Source organism: Deinococcus sp. Arct2-2 (assembly GCF_004801315.1).
GTDB lineage: Bacteria > Deinococcota > Deinococci > Deinococcales > Deinococcaceae > Deinococcus.
In genome coordinates this window covers 1-14087 of sequence record NZ_SSNW01000042.1, presented here as the reverse complement: position 1 = coordinate 14087, position 14087 = coordinate 1, and the positions used below count along the sequence as shown (strand labels likewise).

The 14087-nt window shown below is 62.7% G+C and carries 11 protein-coding genes; 6 read left to right on the top strand and 5 right to left on the bottom strand.

The window, feature by feature from the left end:
- Positions 1 to 143 precede the first annotated feature (143 nt).
- The 3 genes from E7T06_RS15810 to E7T06_RS15800 all read right to left on the bottom strand — a co-directional run bounded on the left by E7T06_RS15810 (position 144) and on the right by E7T06_RS15800 (position 3766).
- Entirely contained in the window at positions 144 to 1211 is a 1068-nt protein-coding gene (locus E7T06_RS15810; protein WP_136366740.1) for an RNA ligase (ATP), read from the bottom strand.
- A gap of 116 nt (positions 1212 to 1327) precedes the next feature.
- On the bottom strand, positions 1328 to 3133 hold the full coding sequence (lepA, locus tag E7T06_RS15805) for a translation elongation factor 4 (RefSeq protein ID WP_240741108.1): 1806 nt from the start codon (positions 3131 to 3133) through the stop codon (positions 1328 to 1330).
- Positions 3134 to 3205: 72 nt separating this feature from the next.
- Complete coding sequence (locus E7T06_RS15800; RefSeq protein WP_136366738.1) at positions 3206 to 3766, bottom strand: MOSC domain-containing protein; 561 nt, start codon at positions 3764 to 3766, stop codon at positions 3206 to 3208.
- A 136-nt stretch (positions 3767 to 3902) separates the two neighbouring features.
- Between E7T06_RS15800 and E7T06_RS15795 the strand changes: the two genes are divergently transcribed.
- Positions 3903 to 4637 carry a hypothetical protein gene (locus tag E7T06_RS15795; RefSeq protein ID WP_136366737.1) on the top strand — a complete coding sequence of 245 codons (735 nt, stop codon included), beginning with the start codon at positions 3903 to 3905 and terminating at the stop codon, positions 4635 to 4637.
- Positions 4638 to 4770: 133 nt separating this feature from the next.
- On the opposite strand, the gene E7T06_RS15790 is transcribed toward E7T06_RS15795, so the two are convergent.
- Positions 4771 to 5001, bottom strand: coding sequence for a hypothetical protein (locus E7T06_RS15790; RefSeq protein ID WP_136366736.1), 231 nt, complete (start codon positions 4999 to 5001; stop codon positions 4771 to 4773).
- 144 nt (positions 5002 to 5145) lie between these two features.
- Complete coding sequence (locus E7T06_RS15785; protein ID WP_136366735.1) at positions 5146 to 5829, bottom strand: ribonuclease HII; 684 nt, start codon at positions 5827 to 5829, stop codon at positions 5146 to 5148.
- Positions 5830 to 6111: 282 nt separating this feature from the next.
- On the opposite strand from E7T06_RS15785, the gene E7T06_RS15780 reads away from it, so the two are divergent.
- The 5 genes from E7T06_RS15780 (at position 6112) to E7T06_RS15760 (ending at position 13749) form a co-directional block, all read left to right on the top strand.
- Positions 6112 to 7386: a class I SAM-dependent methyltransferase gene (locus tag E7T06_RS15780; RefSeq protein ID WP_136366734.1), complete on the top strand. Its 1275-nt coding sequence runs from the start codon at positions 6112 to 6114 to the stop codon at positions 7384 to 7386.
- Positions 7387 to 8102: 716 nt separating this feature from the next.
- A complete protein-coding gene (gene rpoD, locus E7T06_RS15775; RefSeq protein WP_136366733.1) occupies positions 8103 to 9893 on the top strand; it encodes an RNA polymerase sigma factor RpoD in 1791 nt (596 codons plus the stop codon).
- Between the two features lie 237 nt (positions 9894 to 10130).
- Positions 10131 to 11594, top strand: coding sequence for a DUF4129 domain-containing protein (locus E7T06_RS15770; RefSeq protein WP_136366732.1), 1464 nt, complete (start codon positions 10131 to 10133; stop codon positions 11592 to 11594).
- Positions 11591 to 12601, top strand: coding sequence for a MoxR family ATPase (locus tag E7T06_RS15765; protein WP_136366731.1), 1011 nt, complete (start codon positions 11591 to 11593; stop codon positions 12599 to 12601). Before E7T06_RS15770 ends, E7T06_RS15765 begins: the two co-directional genes overlap by 4 nt.
- Entirely contained in the window at positions 12598 to 13749 is a 1152-nt protein-coding gene (locus E7T06_RS15760; protein ID WP_136366730.1) for a DUF58 domain-containing protein, read from the top strand. The genes E7T06_RS15765 and E7T06_RS15760 overlap by 4 nt, the downstream gene beginning before the upstream one ends.
- Positions 13750 to 14087: the final 338 nt, after the last annotated feature.

The window sequence follows — 14087 nt, the reverse complement described above, 5'->3', positions numbered from 1 at the left end:
AGAACTACGGTCAGAGGGGCATTTTGCAGCTCCAGCACACCCGCTTAGGCCTCGGCGGGGCAGCAGACAGCGGGCCGAAGGGAGAAGCTTCGGCCCGCTGTCATGCGGCATTCATCTAGCGTTCAGACAGAGGTCGCCCAGTTTCAGCTCAATTCATCTCCAGTTTCTTTCTTAGCGTAAGCGTCGCTGATCAGCTTGACCCGCAGCGGCGTTCCATCGGAGGCGTAGCGGGCAGTGGCAGGAATGACGACTACGCCTTCGCGGGTGTGCAGGCTGCGCCCAGATACGGTTTCCGTCCCGTCCTTGAGGGTGCGAATCAGGGCGGCGTCGAAGGGGCCAGCGTAGACCAGCGGTACGGCCCACTCCTTAAACCAGCCTTCCCACTCGGTCAAAGGTTGATCCTTGCCGTCTACCACGAGCCGGAACACCCGCAAGGTTGGCCCGCTTTGGCCGTAACCGTAGCCTTTTTGCACGGGCAGCACTTCGGTAAACACCTGTACTTCTTGGCCCGGTGAAGCGGTGTCTTGCGGGTAAGCGGCGGCTACGGCTTCAAATAGCCCAGCGGCGTGGGCGGCCTGCCAGTACACGTTTCCAGCGTTTTCCTTCAGCCCCAGCGCCTGCCGCGACAGCCCTTTGCTGGTCACGACCCATTCGCCGCCCGCTGCCCGGTAATAAATGCCCTGCGAGCCGTGCAGTTTTTCGGTCACGACCACAGGCTCACCGGGCACGAAGTCGCGCTCGTAGATGCCGAACTGTTCCACATCATGATGACGGTAGCCGCTGCCCAGCACGCCGCTCACGTTCTCGGCGTCGCCCGCCATAGAAATCGGTACAGGCGGCTCGTAAAACGTGATGCCCAGTCGCTCCGACAGGTCTTCTCCTATCGGCAAATCGGACAGGCCCAACGATTCCAGCACGTCGGGCGGCAAAATCACTCCCTGCGAGCGCTCGCCCCGCAGCCGAATGCTGACCACGCGGTTGGCGTCCGGGCCGTGTAAATAGGACACGCCCGTGTCGGCGTTGGTGTACAGGCTCGCAAATTGTGGCGGCAACAGCGCCCGCTCCGGCGCAACCACGATCAGATCGCCGTCCTTAAAATTGCCCTTCTGAACCACCAATTGAAATGGCCCTACCTTGCAGAGCGCCAGCCGTTCCGCGTTGGGGTGCGGAAAAAGCTGCGCCTCTGCCTTAATTACTTGCCGCTGCGCCATCTGATGTTCTCCCTTGGGGCAAATCCCGTAGCCCGACAGCAAGAATGCCGCCCCGGTGTGGGAACGGCAATCCGCCATCTGGCTGTGTGGGTTTGGCTCTGGCTAAGTTGCCTGCCTTACTCGTCCGTACTCAGCACCGCCAAGAACGCTTCCTGCGGCACTTCCACAGTCCCGATCTGCTTCATGCGGGCGCGGCCTTTTTTCTGTTTGTTCAGCAGTTTCTTCTTGCGGCTGATGTCGCCGCCGTAACATTTGGCGAGAACGTCTTTGCGGTAAGCCTTCACGGTGGCGCGGGCAATAATTTTGCCGCCGATGGTGGCCTGCACGGGCACGGGGAACATTTGGCGCGGAATCACTTCGGCCATCTTGTCCACGATTTTGCGGCCAATAGCGTAGGCCTTGTCCTCATGCACGATCACGGCGAGGGCGTCCACGATTTCGTTGTTCACCATGATGTCTACCTTGCGCAGGTCTCCATCGCGGTAGCCAGTCTGCTCGTAATCCATGCTGGCATAGCCCCGGCTGATGGACTTCAGGCGGTCATGGAAATCGTACAGAATCTCGGCAAACGGCACCTCGTACAGCAGTTCTACGCGCTTGCCCACGTAGTTCATGGTGATCATGCTGCCCCGGCGCTCCTGAAGCAGTTGCATTACTGGCCCCACGTGTTCTTCGGGCAACATGATGCTCAGCTTGATATACGGCTCTTCGGTGGCGGTAATCCGGTCACGGGTGGGGAATTCTGCCGGGTTTTGGGTTTCAAAAATCGTACCGTTGGTCAGCGTAATTCTGTACACCACAGCGGGCGCGGTGGCGATCAAGTCCAGATCGTATTCGCGCTCCAAGCGTTCCTGAATGACTTCGGCGTGCAGCAGGCCCAAAAAGCCGCAGCGGAAGCCGAAGCCCAGCGCCTCTGAGGTCTCGGGTTCAAAGGTAAACGCCGCGTCGTTCAGCTTCAGCTTTTCCAGCGCGTCCCGCATCTTGCGGTAATCCTCGGTGTCGGTGGGGTACAGGCCTGAAAATACCACCGGCTGCGCGGGCTTAAAGCCCGGAAACGGCGTGGGCGTGGGCCGGTCTTTTTGGGTCAGCGTGTCGCCCACCTGCGCGTCGTGAATGTCCTTGATGCCTGCCGCCACCCAGCCCACCGACCCCGCCGGAAGCGAGTCGCTGACGATCAGGCCGGGCGTAAACGTGCCCACCTTGTCCACATCGAAGGTTTTGCCGGAGTTGAACAGCATGATGGGCAGCTTGGGCGTCAGCGTGCCTTCCAGCACCCGCACGAACAGAATCACACCCTGATAGGCATCGTAGAAGGAATCGAAAATAAGAGCCTTGAGCGGGGCTTCCGGATCGCCGGGGGGCGGCGGAATGCGGTCTACGATGGCTTCCAGAATCTCGGTAATCCCAATGCCCGATTTGCCCGAGGCGAACACGGCGCTTTCGGCGGGAATGCCGATCACGTCCTCTAATTCCTGTGCCGCGCCTTCCGGGTCTGCGGCGGGCAGGTCAATTTTGTTGATGACCGGAATGATTTCCAGATTGCTGTCGATGGCAAGGTAGGCGTTGACGATGGTTTGCGCTTCCACACCCTGCGAGGCGTCCACCAGCAGCAGCACGCCTTCACAGGCCGCCAAGCTGCGCGACACTTCGTAGTTAAAGTCCACGTGTCCCGGCGTGTCGATCAGGTTGAAGGTGTAGCTTTCGCCGCCCGTGCCGTCTTCCTGCGGGGGCCGCACATAGGTCAGGCGAACGGGCGTGGACTTGATGGTAATGCCGCGTTCGCGTTCCAGCTCCAGCGTATCGAGGGTCTGGTCGCGCTTGTCCCGCTCGCCCATCGCGCCGAGCCGCTCCATGATGCGGTCAGCCAGCGTAGATTTGCCGTGATCCACATGGGCAATAATTGAAAAATTCCGAACATTCACCCCCGCAGTGTAGCGGGAGGCGGCAAAAGGAATAGGACGCGGGCAAACAGAGCCTCATTTGGGCGGCGAAATTCAGACCCGTTCCAGCGCCCGGTGAGGCAGGGGCGGCAACTTTATTCGGATGGAATCGCCTTGACGAACTTCGCCGCCCACCGCCACCACACCCATAATCCCCGCTTTGCGAATCACGTTCCCCGCCTCGTCCCGGCCCAGCACCGCTGCCAACAGTCCGGGCCTGAAGTTCTCGATTTGGCTACACGGGTTCCGCAGTCCCGTCACTTCAATCACAGCTTGCGCACCTACATGCAGCCGCGTCCCTACCGCAAGCGCCAACAGGTCTACGCCGCGTGTCAGCACATTCTCGCCCAAATCGCCCGGCGCGATGCCAAAGCCTGCCGCGTTCAGCTCATCCAACAACTCGGCGTGAATCAGGTGGACTTGGCGCAAGTTGGGCTGCGTGGGGTCGGCGGCCACGCGGGAACGGTGCTGAACCGTGTGGCCCGCGTGCGTGTCGTCCTGCACGCCCAGTCCGGCCAGCAGTTGCACGCTGGGCAAAGGCTGTTTGCTAAAGCCGTGCGTAGGATTGGCCGCAACCGAAACGATGTGGGCCGGGGCAGAATCAGAAGTCGTCATCCTGTTTCCAGTGTGCCTCAGGTGAGTTGAATTGGGCGGTCTGACCATCTGGCAAGCAGTATCCGTCACCTATCCGGTATCATCACAACTCTGTGCGGTTACTGAAAGACTAGAACGTTAAGATGCAACTAGACCTATGAGACGCCCCCCTGCCACTCTGCTTCCTCGCTGCCTGCTGCCCGCCCTGATGTGTGCCGCGCTGCTGAGCGCGTGTGGCACGGCAGCCCCGCAGGATATGGACGGGGCCAGCGTAGGCGGCGTCATCGTGTTTCCCCCCGCCGCCGGAACCGCTGTCTTTTCGGCTTACTTTGATGGACAGGCGCAGGCTATCGCCTCGGCAAAGGTGGCCTCCGACGGCACTTACCGCTTGGCCTTGCCCGCCACACCCCGCCTGCCCAGCGGCAGCAATCTGGAGGCCCTCCCCACCGTTCCCAGCGTCTTGCCCGATCAGGTTAGGGGCGTGCAGTGCAGTGGCGAACCGGTATCCAGCACACCCAACGCCCGCGTGTTGGTGCTGGGCGGCGGCACATTCAGCGCCGATGGTGCGGGCGGCGCGGTCACAGGTCAACTGTCGCCCGCCAGCGCCGCTATCAGCAACCGCCTGACCTCGCAGGACATCCTGATTACCACGCGCACTTACGCCTATGCAGACCGCGACGTGCGCCTGACCGGAACCCTGAACTGCACTTTTACCCGCACCGATAGCAGCACGGTGGGCGGCAGCGTACAGGTCAATTACGACCTGAAGCGTGGCTGGAACACCCTAGAAATTCGCACTGGACAGCCCTCGCTAGACGCCCCGATTGCCACTGTGACCAGTTCGCAAACGCTGGCGAACGTGAATTGGCGGTATTTGCCCGTCACGCCGTAAAGAGAACAGGCTTGAAAAAAACAGCCTCTCGCAATTGCTGAGGCTGTTCGTCATTTGATTTAGGAATGAGTTTGGATTGCGTATGAATTTACCGAAGACAGAAAACTGCTTGAGCAAGTTGCTTCGGCTGCCCTCAGTTGTCAAAAATCTTGCGTCCGTCTTCTAGAGCGGCGCGGTTGTAGCGGTTAGCTAAAATAAAGAAGGTGGGTGCCCACAGGCCCACAAAAATGCCGAAGCGTTCGCCGTGTGCGCGGGTTTCGGCGTCCTTGCCCTGCCCACCCTGAGAGGCCCAGATGGCGATAGAGCCCAGAATAGAAGCGAATCCGGCGACGGTAAGCAGGTTGGAAATATTGCGGTTGTCCATGATGACGCTCCTTGAAACAGGTGAGATCGTCTGAACCGCTCGCCCGGTGCGTGGCTGTTCAGGTCTGACTTTAGGGCACTGTCACCCGGCACTTCTGTAGGTTCTGCGCGAATGCCTACGGAAGACCCGCCAACCTGTATTCATTCAGCTTTCCTCAAGACCGTCTGAGGAAGTGGCCCCGAACAGGTCACCCGCTTCGTTCTGTGCCAGCAAGCGGGCAATCGGTGCAAAGGTTCGGCGGTGCTGCGGCGTCACCCCAAGTTGCTCTAGGGCGGCGCGGTGGGCGGGTGCGCCGTAGCCTTTGTGGGCCGCGAATCCGTACCCCGGATACTCGGCGTCCAGTTCCGTCATCACGCGGTCACGCTCTGTTTTCGCGAGCAAACTGGCGGCGGCCACCGTGTAGCTCAGGGCGTCGGCCCGCGCTGGGGCGGTCAGGGGCAGGGGCGTGCGGAGTTTCAGGTAATCGGTAATCAGGGCTTGCGGGGCCGGAACTAGGCGGGCGAGGGCGCGGGCGGCAGCGGCGTGGGTGGCCCCCAAAATGTTGAGGCGGTCTATTTCGTCGGGCCACGCGTGTTCTACGGCCCATGTCAGCGCCACTTCGCGCACCTGTACTGCGTAGCGTTCCCGCTGAGCCGCCGTCAGTTGCTTGCTGTCCCGAAACGGATATTCAAGCGCCAGCCCCGGCAAAATCACCGCCGCCACCGTAACCGGCCCCGCCCACGCCCCGCGCCCCGCCTCGTCTACGCCCGCTACCCGGAACGCGCCGCGCCGCCAATGCTCGCGCTCAAAGGCCCAATCTGGGGTTACGGACGGAACGGGAGAGGACACGAACTCAGGCTAGCGCACTCGCCGCTGCTGCCACCAAAAAGCTCCGCCAGTGGCGCGAACATCGTGCGGGACTGGCGGGCGACGAAACCGACTTCACTTGGTCGGTGTTGAATTGTGGTACTCCCCTAGCCTAAGGGGATGACATGGGGAAAGAATGGGTGCTGACGTAATGCGGCCTTTACACATAAAAGCCGTGTATAGAAGCTGACTAGACATGGCTTTGGCCTAGACGAGAGGCGCGGCTTGAAGCAGGCGCGGGCAGCATGTGATAAACGGGAACGCATGACCGGTATACGCAAACAGAAGATCAGAGTCTCGCGGGGCAGTCCAGATAAACCGGGTCAGGGGGCCAAGGAACGCACTTCTCCGGGCAATGCTGCATCTGGCAGTTCCAGCACTGCTAAAAGCACGCCTGCTGTGCAGCGTTACAGCTACTTCGATGCCCGCCCTGCCGCACTCGCCCCGCGCCTAGACGGGCTGCACGCCTTTACCAAGCCCGGTGTGCGCGGCTACCCGGAAGTAGACGAGGCGCAGTCCTTGATGGTGCAGACCATGCGCCGTGAAAAAGTGCGCGGCGACGTGCTTGACCTGACCGCAATGGGCGGCCTGACCGGATCGCTGCCGGGGGTCACGTTGCGGGCGGTAGAAGGTTCGGCGGCGGCATTGGCAGCTTTGAAAGAGGCTGGAATAGAGGCGCGGGCGGCCTGTCCGGGCGACACTCTAAGCGCCGAGTGGCCCACACGGGCACAGACGGTGGCCCTCGTGTTGGCCGGAGACCGAGGCACCGCCTACGCGATGGCGCAAGTGGCTTGGGCGCACGCCTGCACGCCCCCCGGCGGCACGCTGTACATCGCCGGAGACCGGGACAAGGGCTTTGACCGCTATGTGCGGGCGGCGGGCGCGGCCTTCGGCACAGGCGAAACCATAGGCCGCGACGGTGGAATGCGCGTGGCCAAGCTGATTCGTCGGCCCGGTCAGACGCCGCCGCTGCCCCAGCCCGAAACCTATGAGGCCTACGGCGTTCAGGTGGTGGGCCTGCCCGGAGTGTTCAGTGCCGGACGACTGGACAAGGCCACCACACTATTTTTGGAATATCTGACGAAATTGGTGGACGCTGGAACCCTGAATCTGGCAGGCAAGCGCGTGCTGGATTTGGGCTGCGGCACCGGCATCATCGGCGCGTGGGCGGCCAAGCACGGCGCAGAAGTGACGCTCGTAGACGGCGATCTGTCCAGCGTCCGCAGCGCAGAAGCCACCTTGCAGGCCAACACCCTGACGGGCGAGTGCATCCATTCCGACGTAGACGCCAGCTTGGGCCAGCGCACCTTTGACCTGATCCTCACCAATCCGCCCTTCCATGTGGGGCGCGGCGTGGTGCTGGACGTGGCCCGCGAGTTTATCCAGACCGCCGTGCGCCGCTTGGTGCCGGGTGGCACGCTGTATCTGGTCGCCAACGAGCCGCTGCCCTACGAAACCCCGATGCAAGAAGTCGGCCCGGTGCGCGAACTGTTGCGGGAAGGTGGGTTTAAGGTGCTGGTGGCGAGTAAGACGGTCTGAGCGAGTGGGCTGCTTGGTCTAAGGGTTGCCAAACTCAGGGAGTGTTGAGCGGTGATGTTGCGTGTGAACCCCCCAGTCTGCTTCGCAGCCAGCCCCCCTTAGAGGGGAGCGCAAAAGATGTTTAGTCCTCCCCTTTAAGGGGGGGCGTTGCAGAGCAACGGGGGGGTTCGCCTTCCAACTCAAAGTGTCGCCAAGCAAAAATCAAAAGCCACTCTGTCTAAAGGCCCGCTCAAGGCTCCATTCCTATCATTGCCCCAGCCACTGGGAACTTTTCCCCGCCCCACCCCGTATTTAACATGTTGACCTTGTTTCCCTACCACTCCTGCTCCCAGATGCCCGCCTCTCCGTGAACTGTGAGGGGCATCTGGCGTTTGCCATGTCGCCTGCTAAGATGGCAGTTTGCTAGACTGACGCGCTCCGGCCTGCGCTGACCCCTGCCTATGGGCTTCTTGCCCGCACCTATGCGTTCAGGCCACCGTTGCACGTTTACCGCTCCAAGTGTTTCGCTCAGGCGCTTTTCCCTCTTCCTTCTCCTGTATTCTCAGCCTTACGTTTCCGGCCACCGTCCGACGCTCCCGTATCTGCTCTGTTTGGGCTTGTTTGGCACACCGTTTGAATACACTGTCGCCACTATCCGCCAGCTCAGACTTTGGCCCGGAGAAGACGAACCGCTGATCTACACTCTCACATCCACTACTGACGTTTCAGGAGGCCGCATGGCAGATTCCACCAAACCCCGCACGCGCAGCAAGGTTTCCGCAGCGGCGACGCTTGCCGCCCCCGAAGAAAGCCGTATCAAGACCCCCGACAAGCCCCGCACCCGCACCCAGCCGCGCACCCGCGCTGCCATGCCTGCCGCCGACAGCGCAGCCGACGCCGCCGAAGTTACGGCGAACCCGGAAGTGGCGGCCAAGCCTGCCCCCAAGAAGGCCGCCGCCCCTAAAGCCAAGCCTGCTGCAGAGGCTGGTTCAGAGGGTATGGAAGCGGCTGATTCAGGCACATCTGCCGCCAAGCCCGCTCCCAAAAAAGCCGCTGCCAAGCCCAAAGCCACCAAAGCTGCATCTGCCGATGACGTGTCCTCGGAGCCGGGTATCGGCCCGTTGTCCGACAGTGGTGCGCCCCAAACGGACGTTGCCAAGCCTGCGGCCAAAGCCAAGGCTGCTCCTAAAGCGGCTGCGGCTAAGGCTCCGGCCAGCAAAACTCCGGCCAAGGGTGCCGCCGCCAAAGCCGCCCCCAAACCTGCCCCCAGCGGCAAGGGCAGCGCCGCCGACAAGCCCTACCACGCCCACCCCAGCATTCAGGACATGCTGAAAGTGGGCAAGGCCGCCGGAATCTTGTCGAGCGAAGACATTGCAGCGGCCCTGAGTGTGGCCCTCGAAGCCAACGGCCTCGACCCTGAAAGCCCCGAAGCCTTTGAAGACATGCAGCTCTTTATTGCCGGGCAGGGCATCGAAGTGCAGGACGTGGACGAGGACGACGAGGACACCGACGACGACGCGGAAGAGGCTGAAGAAGGTGGCCCGATCAACCGCGCTGCGGCCAACACCGAAGACGACGAAGAAAAATACTTTGACGATATGCCCCGCGCCGTCAGTAACGATCCCGTGCGCCAGTACTTGCACGAAATCGGGCGCGTGCCGCTGCTGACGCTGGAAGAAGAAATTGCGCTGGCCCGCCGGATCGAAGAAGGCGAGGCTGCCCGCAAAACGCTGGATGAAGACTTGGAGATGGATGACCGGGGCCGCCGCCGCTTGATGCGCCAAACCGAAGACGGTGCGAACGCCCGTCAGGGACTCATCGAGGCCAACTTGCGCCTTGTGGTCAGCATCGCCAAGAAGTACACCGGACGTGGGCTGGGCTTCCTCGATCTGATTCAGGAAGGCAACCAAGGCCTGATCCGCGCCGTCGAAAAGTTCGAATATCGCCGCCGCTACAAGTTCTCCACGTATGCGACGTGGTGGATTCGGCAGGCCATCAACCGCGCCATTGCCGATCAGGCCCGCACCATCCGGATTCCGGTGCATATGGTGGAAACCATCAACAAACTCACGCGCACGGCCCGTCAGCTTCAGCAGGAACTGAGCCGCGAAGCCACGCACGAAGAGATAGCCGAGGCGATGGGGCCGGGCTGGGACGCCACCAAAGTCGAGGAAGTGCAGAAAGTCAGTCAGGAACCCGTGTCGCTGGAAACTCCGATTGGCGACGAGAAAGACAGCTTCTACGGCGATTTCATTCCCGACGAAAATCTGGATTCGCCTGTAGATAACGCCGCCAAAACCCTGCTGAGCGAGGAGCTTGAAAAAGCCCTGAGCAAGCTGACCGAACGTGAAGCCCTCGTGCTGAAGTTCCGCAAAGGCCTTGTGGACGGGCGCGAGCACACGCTGGAAGAGGTGGGCCAACGCTTCAACGTGACCCGCGAACGCATTCGCCAGATTGAAAACAAGGCGCTGCGGAAGCTGAAATACCACGAAAGCCGCACCCGCAAACTCCGCGACTTCCTAGATTAAGCGCTAAAAATCTGGGTTGTTCTGCCCGCTCTGGCTTCGGCTGGGGCGGGTTTTTGTTTGGGAAAGAGTGGGGAGAATGAGGCGAGTGCGTTGGGCTGGGATTTTTTCCCCCTCTCCCTTGAGGGGGGAGGGCCGGGGAGGGGGTGAATGAGCGAAGCGATTGCCCTTCCACACGGCGGCGGAGTTTGCCTCATCTGAGTTCACCTCTCTCCGCCCCGCACGCTACACTTCCCCAAAATGTCTGCCCCGAACGCGCTCCTAGACGATCAGATCACGCCAGAGGAAGCCCCTCACACCCCACCTTGGCAGGCTTACGGCGCAGCTTTGTTGCCACTGGCCCTGCTGGGCGTTTTGCCCGTCTGGGCCTGCCTCGTGCTATGTTTGCTCTTTGGCTTGGGCGTTCGCTCTGCCCTGTGGCGTGAAGGCCGCCTGCTGATTTCCTTCCTCATCGTGGGCGGCGCGATTTTGGGCCATCTGCTGGGTCTAGGCGGCTTGTCGGCGGCTCTCCGTTCAGCGGTTCTGGGCAACTTGTTGGTGCTGTATCTGGCAGCCTTGCTGGGTGCGGCGGGCCTGTATTGGGGCGCGGCCCTGCTGGAAGAGGGACGGCGCAGGGGGTTGTGGTTGGTGCTGGCGGTGGGCTTGGTGTCGCCTCAGCCGTTGCTGCTTTTGGCACTGGCAGGCGGGGCACTGATGCGTCCGGGGCAAGATGACCGCAGACCGGGCTGGTTGGGCCGGGAAGGTGCGGGATGGACGGGGAAAACGGCGGCTTGGCTGGCGTTGCCGGTGGCTCTCGCATTGGCTGTAGCATTCGCGCTGCCCCAGCCTGCGCCATTGTGGAACACGTCGCCAGTGCCGCCTGCACAGGCTCAAGCCGGGGCAGAAGTTTTGGCCCCCAACTCCAGCAGCACGGCTTCCACTCCGGCCACCCCGCAGGCCACTGCGCCGCGCCCCCGCCCGCGCCTGATCACCGAAGACGTGATTCCCGCGCCTCCTGCCGAACTGCTGGCGGTGGCCGGAATCTTGGTTGTATTGGCCCTGTTTCTGCTGCTGCGGGTCATTCCGGCGCGGCGGGGGCGGCCTGCAACCCTCGTGGAATGGTTGATGGGCGCGGGCCTTGTGCTGACGCTGGTGCTGGCGGTGGTGTTGGTGTTCGGCAGTTCTACGGGTGGGTCTGGCGGCGGCCTCGCCCCCGTGCAGGGCGCAGCAGTGGGCGCGACTGGATCAGAAGTTCAGGCCCCTACCGCAGAGGAACGCCGCCTGACTTCTTTCCTGAATCTGGTGCTGTGGGCAGCGTTGCTGTTTTATCTGGCGGTGTTTGCGCTGCTGGTTCATACGGCCCTCAGCCTGCGCGGGGCCAGTCGCCGCGATGCTCAGGCCGCACTGCCCCCCGAACCCGCTGCGCCCGACGCCGCCGCCCTGCACCGCGTCCGGGTGGCCTACCGCAACGCCGAAACTGCGCTGGAAGGAACAGGCCGGGGCCGCGCTACACACGAAACGCCGCAGGGCTACGCCGCCCGCCTTGCCGCCGAATTGCCCACGCTGGCCGCCCCACTTCTGTTGCTGGCCCGCGTCTATGCCCCCGTGCGCTACGGCGGCTCCATCAGTACCGCCGATGCCGACGCTGCCGAAACTGCCGAACAGACGATTCGGGCCGAACTGCTCACTTTGCCGCCCGTTGCGCCTACTGAAGAGGCAGAATGACGGCCATGACTGCCGCTTCTCTCCCTACTGCCCCTGCTTTTGTTGGGCGCGTGCTGGACAACGTGGCCCGCGTGCTGGTGGGCAAAAACGACGTAACTGCGCTGGCGCTGGCCGGAATTTTGGCAGGCGGCCATATTCTGCTGGAAGACGCTCCCGGCACCGGAAAAACCATGCTGGCCCGCGCCCTCGCCGCCTCGCTGGGCTTGCCGTTTGCGCGGGTGCAATTCACGCCTGACCTGCTTCCCAGCGACATTACGGGCGTCAGTGTGTACCGCCCTGCCACCGGAACCTTCGAATTCGTGCCGGGGCCAATTTTCACCGGCATTCTGCTGGCCGACGAAATCAACCGCGCCACCCCCAAAACGCAGTCGGCGCTGCTAGAGGCGATGGGGGAGGGGCAAGTCACCGAATCGGGCGTCACTCACCGCCTTGCCGCGCCGTTCGTGGTCATTGCCACGCAAAATCCGGTGGAGCATGAGGGCACGTACCGCCTGCCCGAAGCGCAACTTGACCGCTTTCTGCTGCGGCTGTCGGTGGGCTATCCCACGCTGGAGGAAGAGGTGCAGATGCTGGGCCGCCTGCAATCTCTACACCCGATTCACGCGCTGGAAGCCGTAGCCACACCCGCTGACCTGTTGGCCGCCCAAAGCGCCGTGCGGGGCGTGTTCGTGGCCGAAGACCTACGGCGCTATATCTCCGGCTTGGCCGCCCGCACCCGCCAGCATCCATTGGTGGCGTTGGGCGGTGGGCCGCGTGCCAGCCTCGGGTTGCAAGGGGTGGCGCAGGCGCTCGCGTGGATGGAAGGCCGCACGTTTACCACCCCTGACGATGTGCAGCGGGCCGCGCCGGGGGTGTTGGCCCACCGCCTGAGCCTGCGGGTAGAAGCGCGGCTTCAGGGCACGCCGGGAGAGGCGGTAGTGGCCGATGTCTTGCGGGCCGAACCCGTTCCAGTGGAGTCTGGGCCGGTAGAAGTTCAGCCTGTCTCTAAGCTGATTTCGCACCCATGATCCTGCTGCAGACCGCCTTGCTGTGGTTGGCCCTGATCGCCCTATTGGTGGGCCTGATCTGGCTGGCCTATCGCCGCCCGCCTACCGTCACATTGTCGCGCACGTTATCTGCTTCCGCCTTCGCCGGAGGCCGCATTCCCATCGGCGTGCAGGCCAGAGTGTTCAGCCGCTTGCCCGTGCGCGTGCTGATCGAAGACGAGCCGCCGCGTACTGTGGTGGCCGATACCGTGCCCGTGTTGGCAGGCTGGGTGCAGGGCGAGGCGGTGCGTCAAGTCCAAACTATGCTGACCCTCAACCGCCGGGGCGTCTTCGACTGGGAGGGCGGAACGCTGCGCTGGGCCGATCCGCTGGGGCTGTTTTGGCGCAGTGTGCCGCTAAAAGTGCCTACCCGCCTAGAGGTTTATCCCGGCACACACGGCCTGCTGCTGCCCGATCTGCTGCGGCCCCTGCTCAGCGAGGGCGCGTGGTCTCGCACGCACGGCCTAGAAGACCCGATCAGTTTGCGCGGCGTGCGCGATTATGTTCCCGGCGACCCACCGGGCCGGGTGCATTGGCGGCTTACGGCCCGCACGGGCAACCTCACGGTGCGCGAGCCGGAGCGTACCGCCGCCAGCAGCGTCACCGTTTACCTTGACCTCAGCACGGGCGGCGACGTGTACCTAGAGAGCGCCGTGCGCTTGGCGGCCAGCTTGGTGCAGGAATCGTTCGCACTTGACCTGCCGATTGCCGTTGCCACCAACGCCGGGGCCACTCCTACTGGCCGCACCCCCGAAGCGATGCGGGCCGCGCTGTTGCGGTTGGCCCAAGCACAATTGGCCCAAGCACCATCAACACAGGCTCAGCCTGACGCTGCTCCGCCTACCATCCCGCCGATTCGGGCAGGCGGCAACCTGATTATTCTCACCGCCCGCGCCGGGAGCGCTCTGATCGGGCAGGCCATGCGTGCCCGCGCCACCGCCAGTCGGGTCGCCCTAATTGCCATTCCAGACGGCTTTTATCTGGAACCCGGAGAAAAGCCGCGCCGTCAGTGGGTGGCCGCCCCCGACTCTATCCGTGAGCTGGAGCGGCAAGCGGGCGCACTGGCCGGAGTGGGAGTGTCGGTGTTCGTGCTGCGCGGCAATCAGAGCGTGCTGCGGCTGGGTGGGTAGGGGAGTGGGCGGTGGGAAGGCGTCGAAGGGTCAAAGAGCGTGTTTAGAAAGTTCCATTTAGCTTCTTAGGATGCTGTGAACGCCGTGTTGATCGGTCTACTGCTCTCTCTACCCTTGCGGGGGAGGGCTGGGGAGGGGGGAGTGAGCGCAGCGATGCTGTTTTACATGCCACTTGGAAAAACCGCTGACCCTTCATAAACACGCTCTAAGACAAGAAGAGTGTGCAACTCGGATCGTTTGTCTTGCTACTGCGTCACCCAAACCCTCACTGCCCCAGCACCTTATACGGGCTCCGAATAAAAAGCTTTAGAATGAGGGCATCAAACAGACCCTCTTGA

Coding starts and splice junctions, on each gene's coding strand:
- E7T06_RS15810 (WP_136366740.1), bottom strand. CDS start 1,211: ATGGCGCAGCGGCAAGTAATTAAGGCAGAGGCGCAGCTTTTTCCGCAC.
- E7T06_RS15800 (WP_136366738.1), bottom strand. CDS start 3,766: ATGACGACTTCTGATTCTGCCCCGGCCCACATCGTTTCGGTTGCGGCC.
- E7T06_RS15795 (WP_136366737.1), top strand. CDS start 3,903: ATGAGACGCCCCCCTGCCACTCTGCTTCCTCGCTGCCTGCTGCCCGCC.
- E7T06_RS15790 (WP_136366736.1), bottom strand. CDS start 5,001: ATGGACAACCGCAATATTTCCAACCTGCTTACCGTCGCCGGATTCGCT.
- E7T06_RS15780 (WP_136366734.1), top strand. CDS start 6,112: ATGACCGGTATACGCAAACAGAAGATCAGAGTCTCGCGGGGCAGTCCA.
- rpoD (WP_136366733.1), top strand. CDS start 8,103: ATGGCAGATTCCACCAAACCCCGCACGCGCAGCAAGGTTTCCGCAGCG.
- E7T06_RS15770 (WP_136366732.1), top strand. CDS start 10,131: ATGTCTGCCCCGAACGCGCTCCTAGACGATCAGATCACGCCAGAGGAA.
- E7T06_RS15765 (WP_136366731.1), top strand. CDS start 11,591: ATGACGGCCATGACTGCCGCTTCTCTCCCTACTGCCCCTGCTTTTGTT.
- E7T06_RS15760 (WP_136366730.1), top strand. CDS start 12,598: ATGATCCTGCTGCAGACCGCCTTGCTGTGGTTGGCCCTGATCGCCCTA.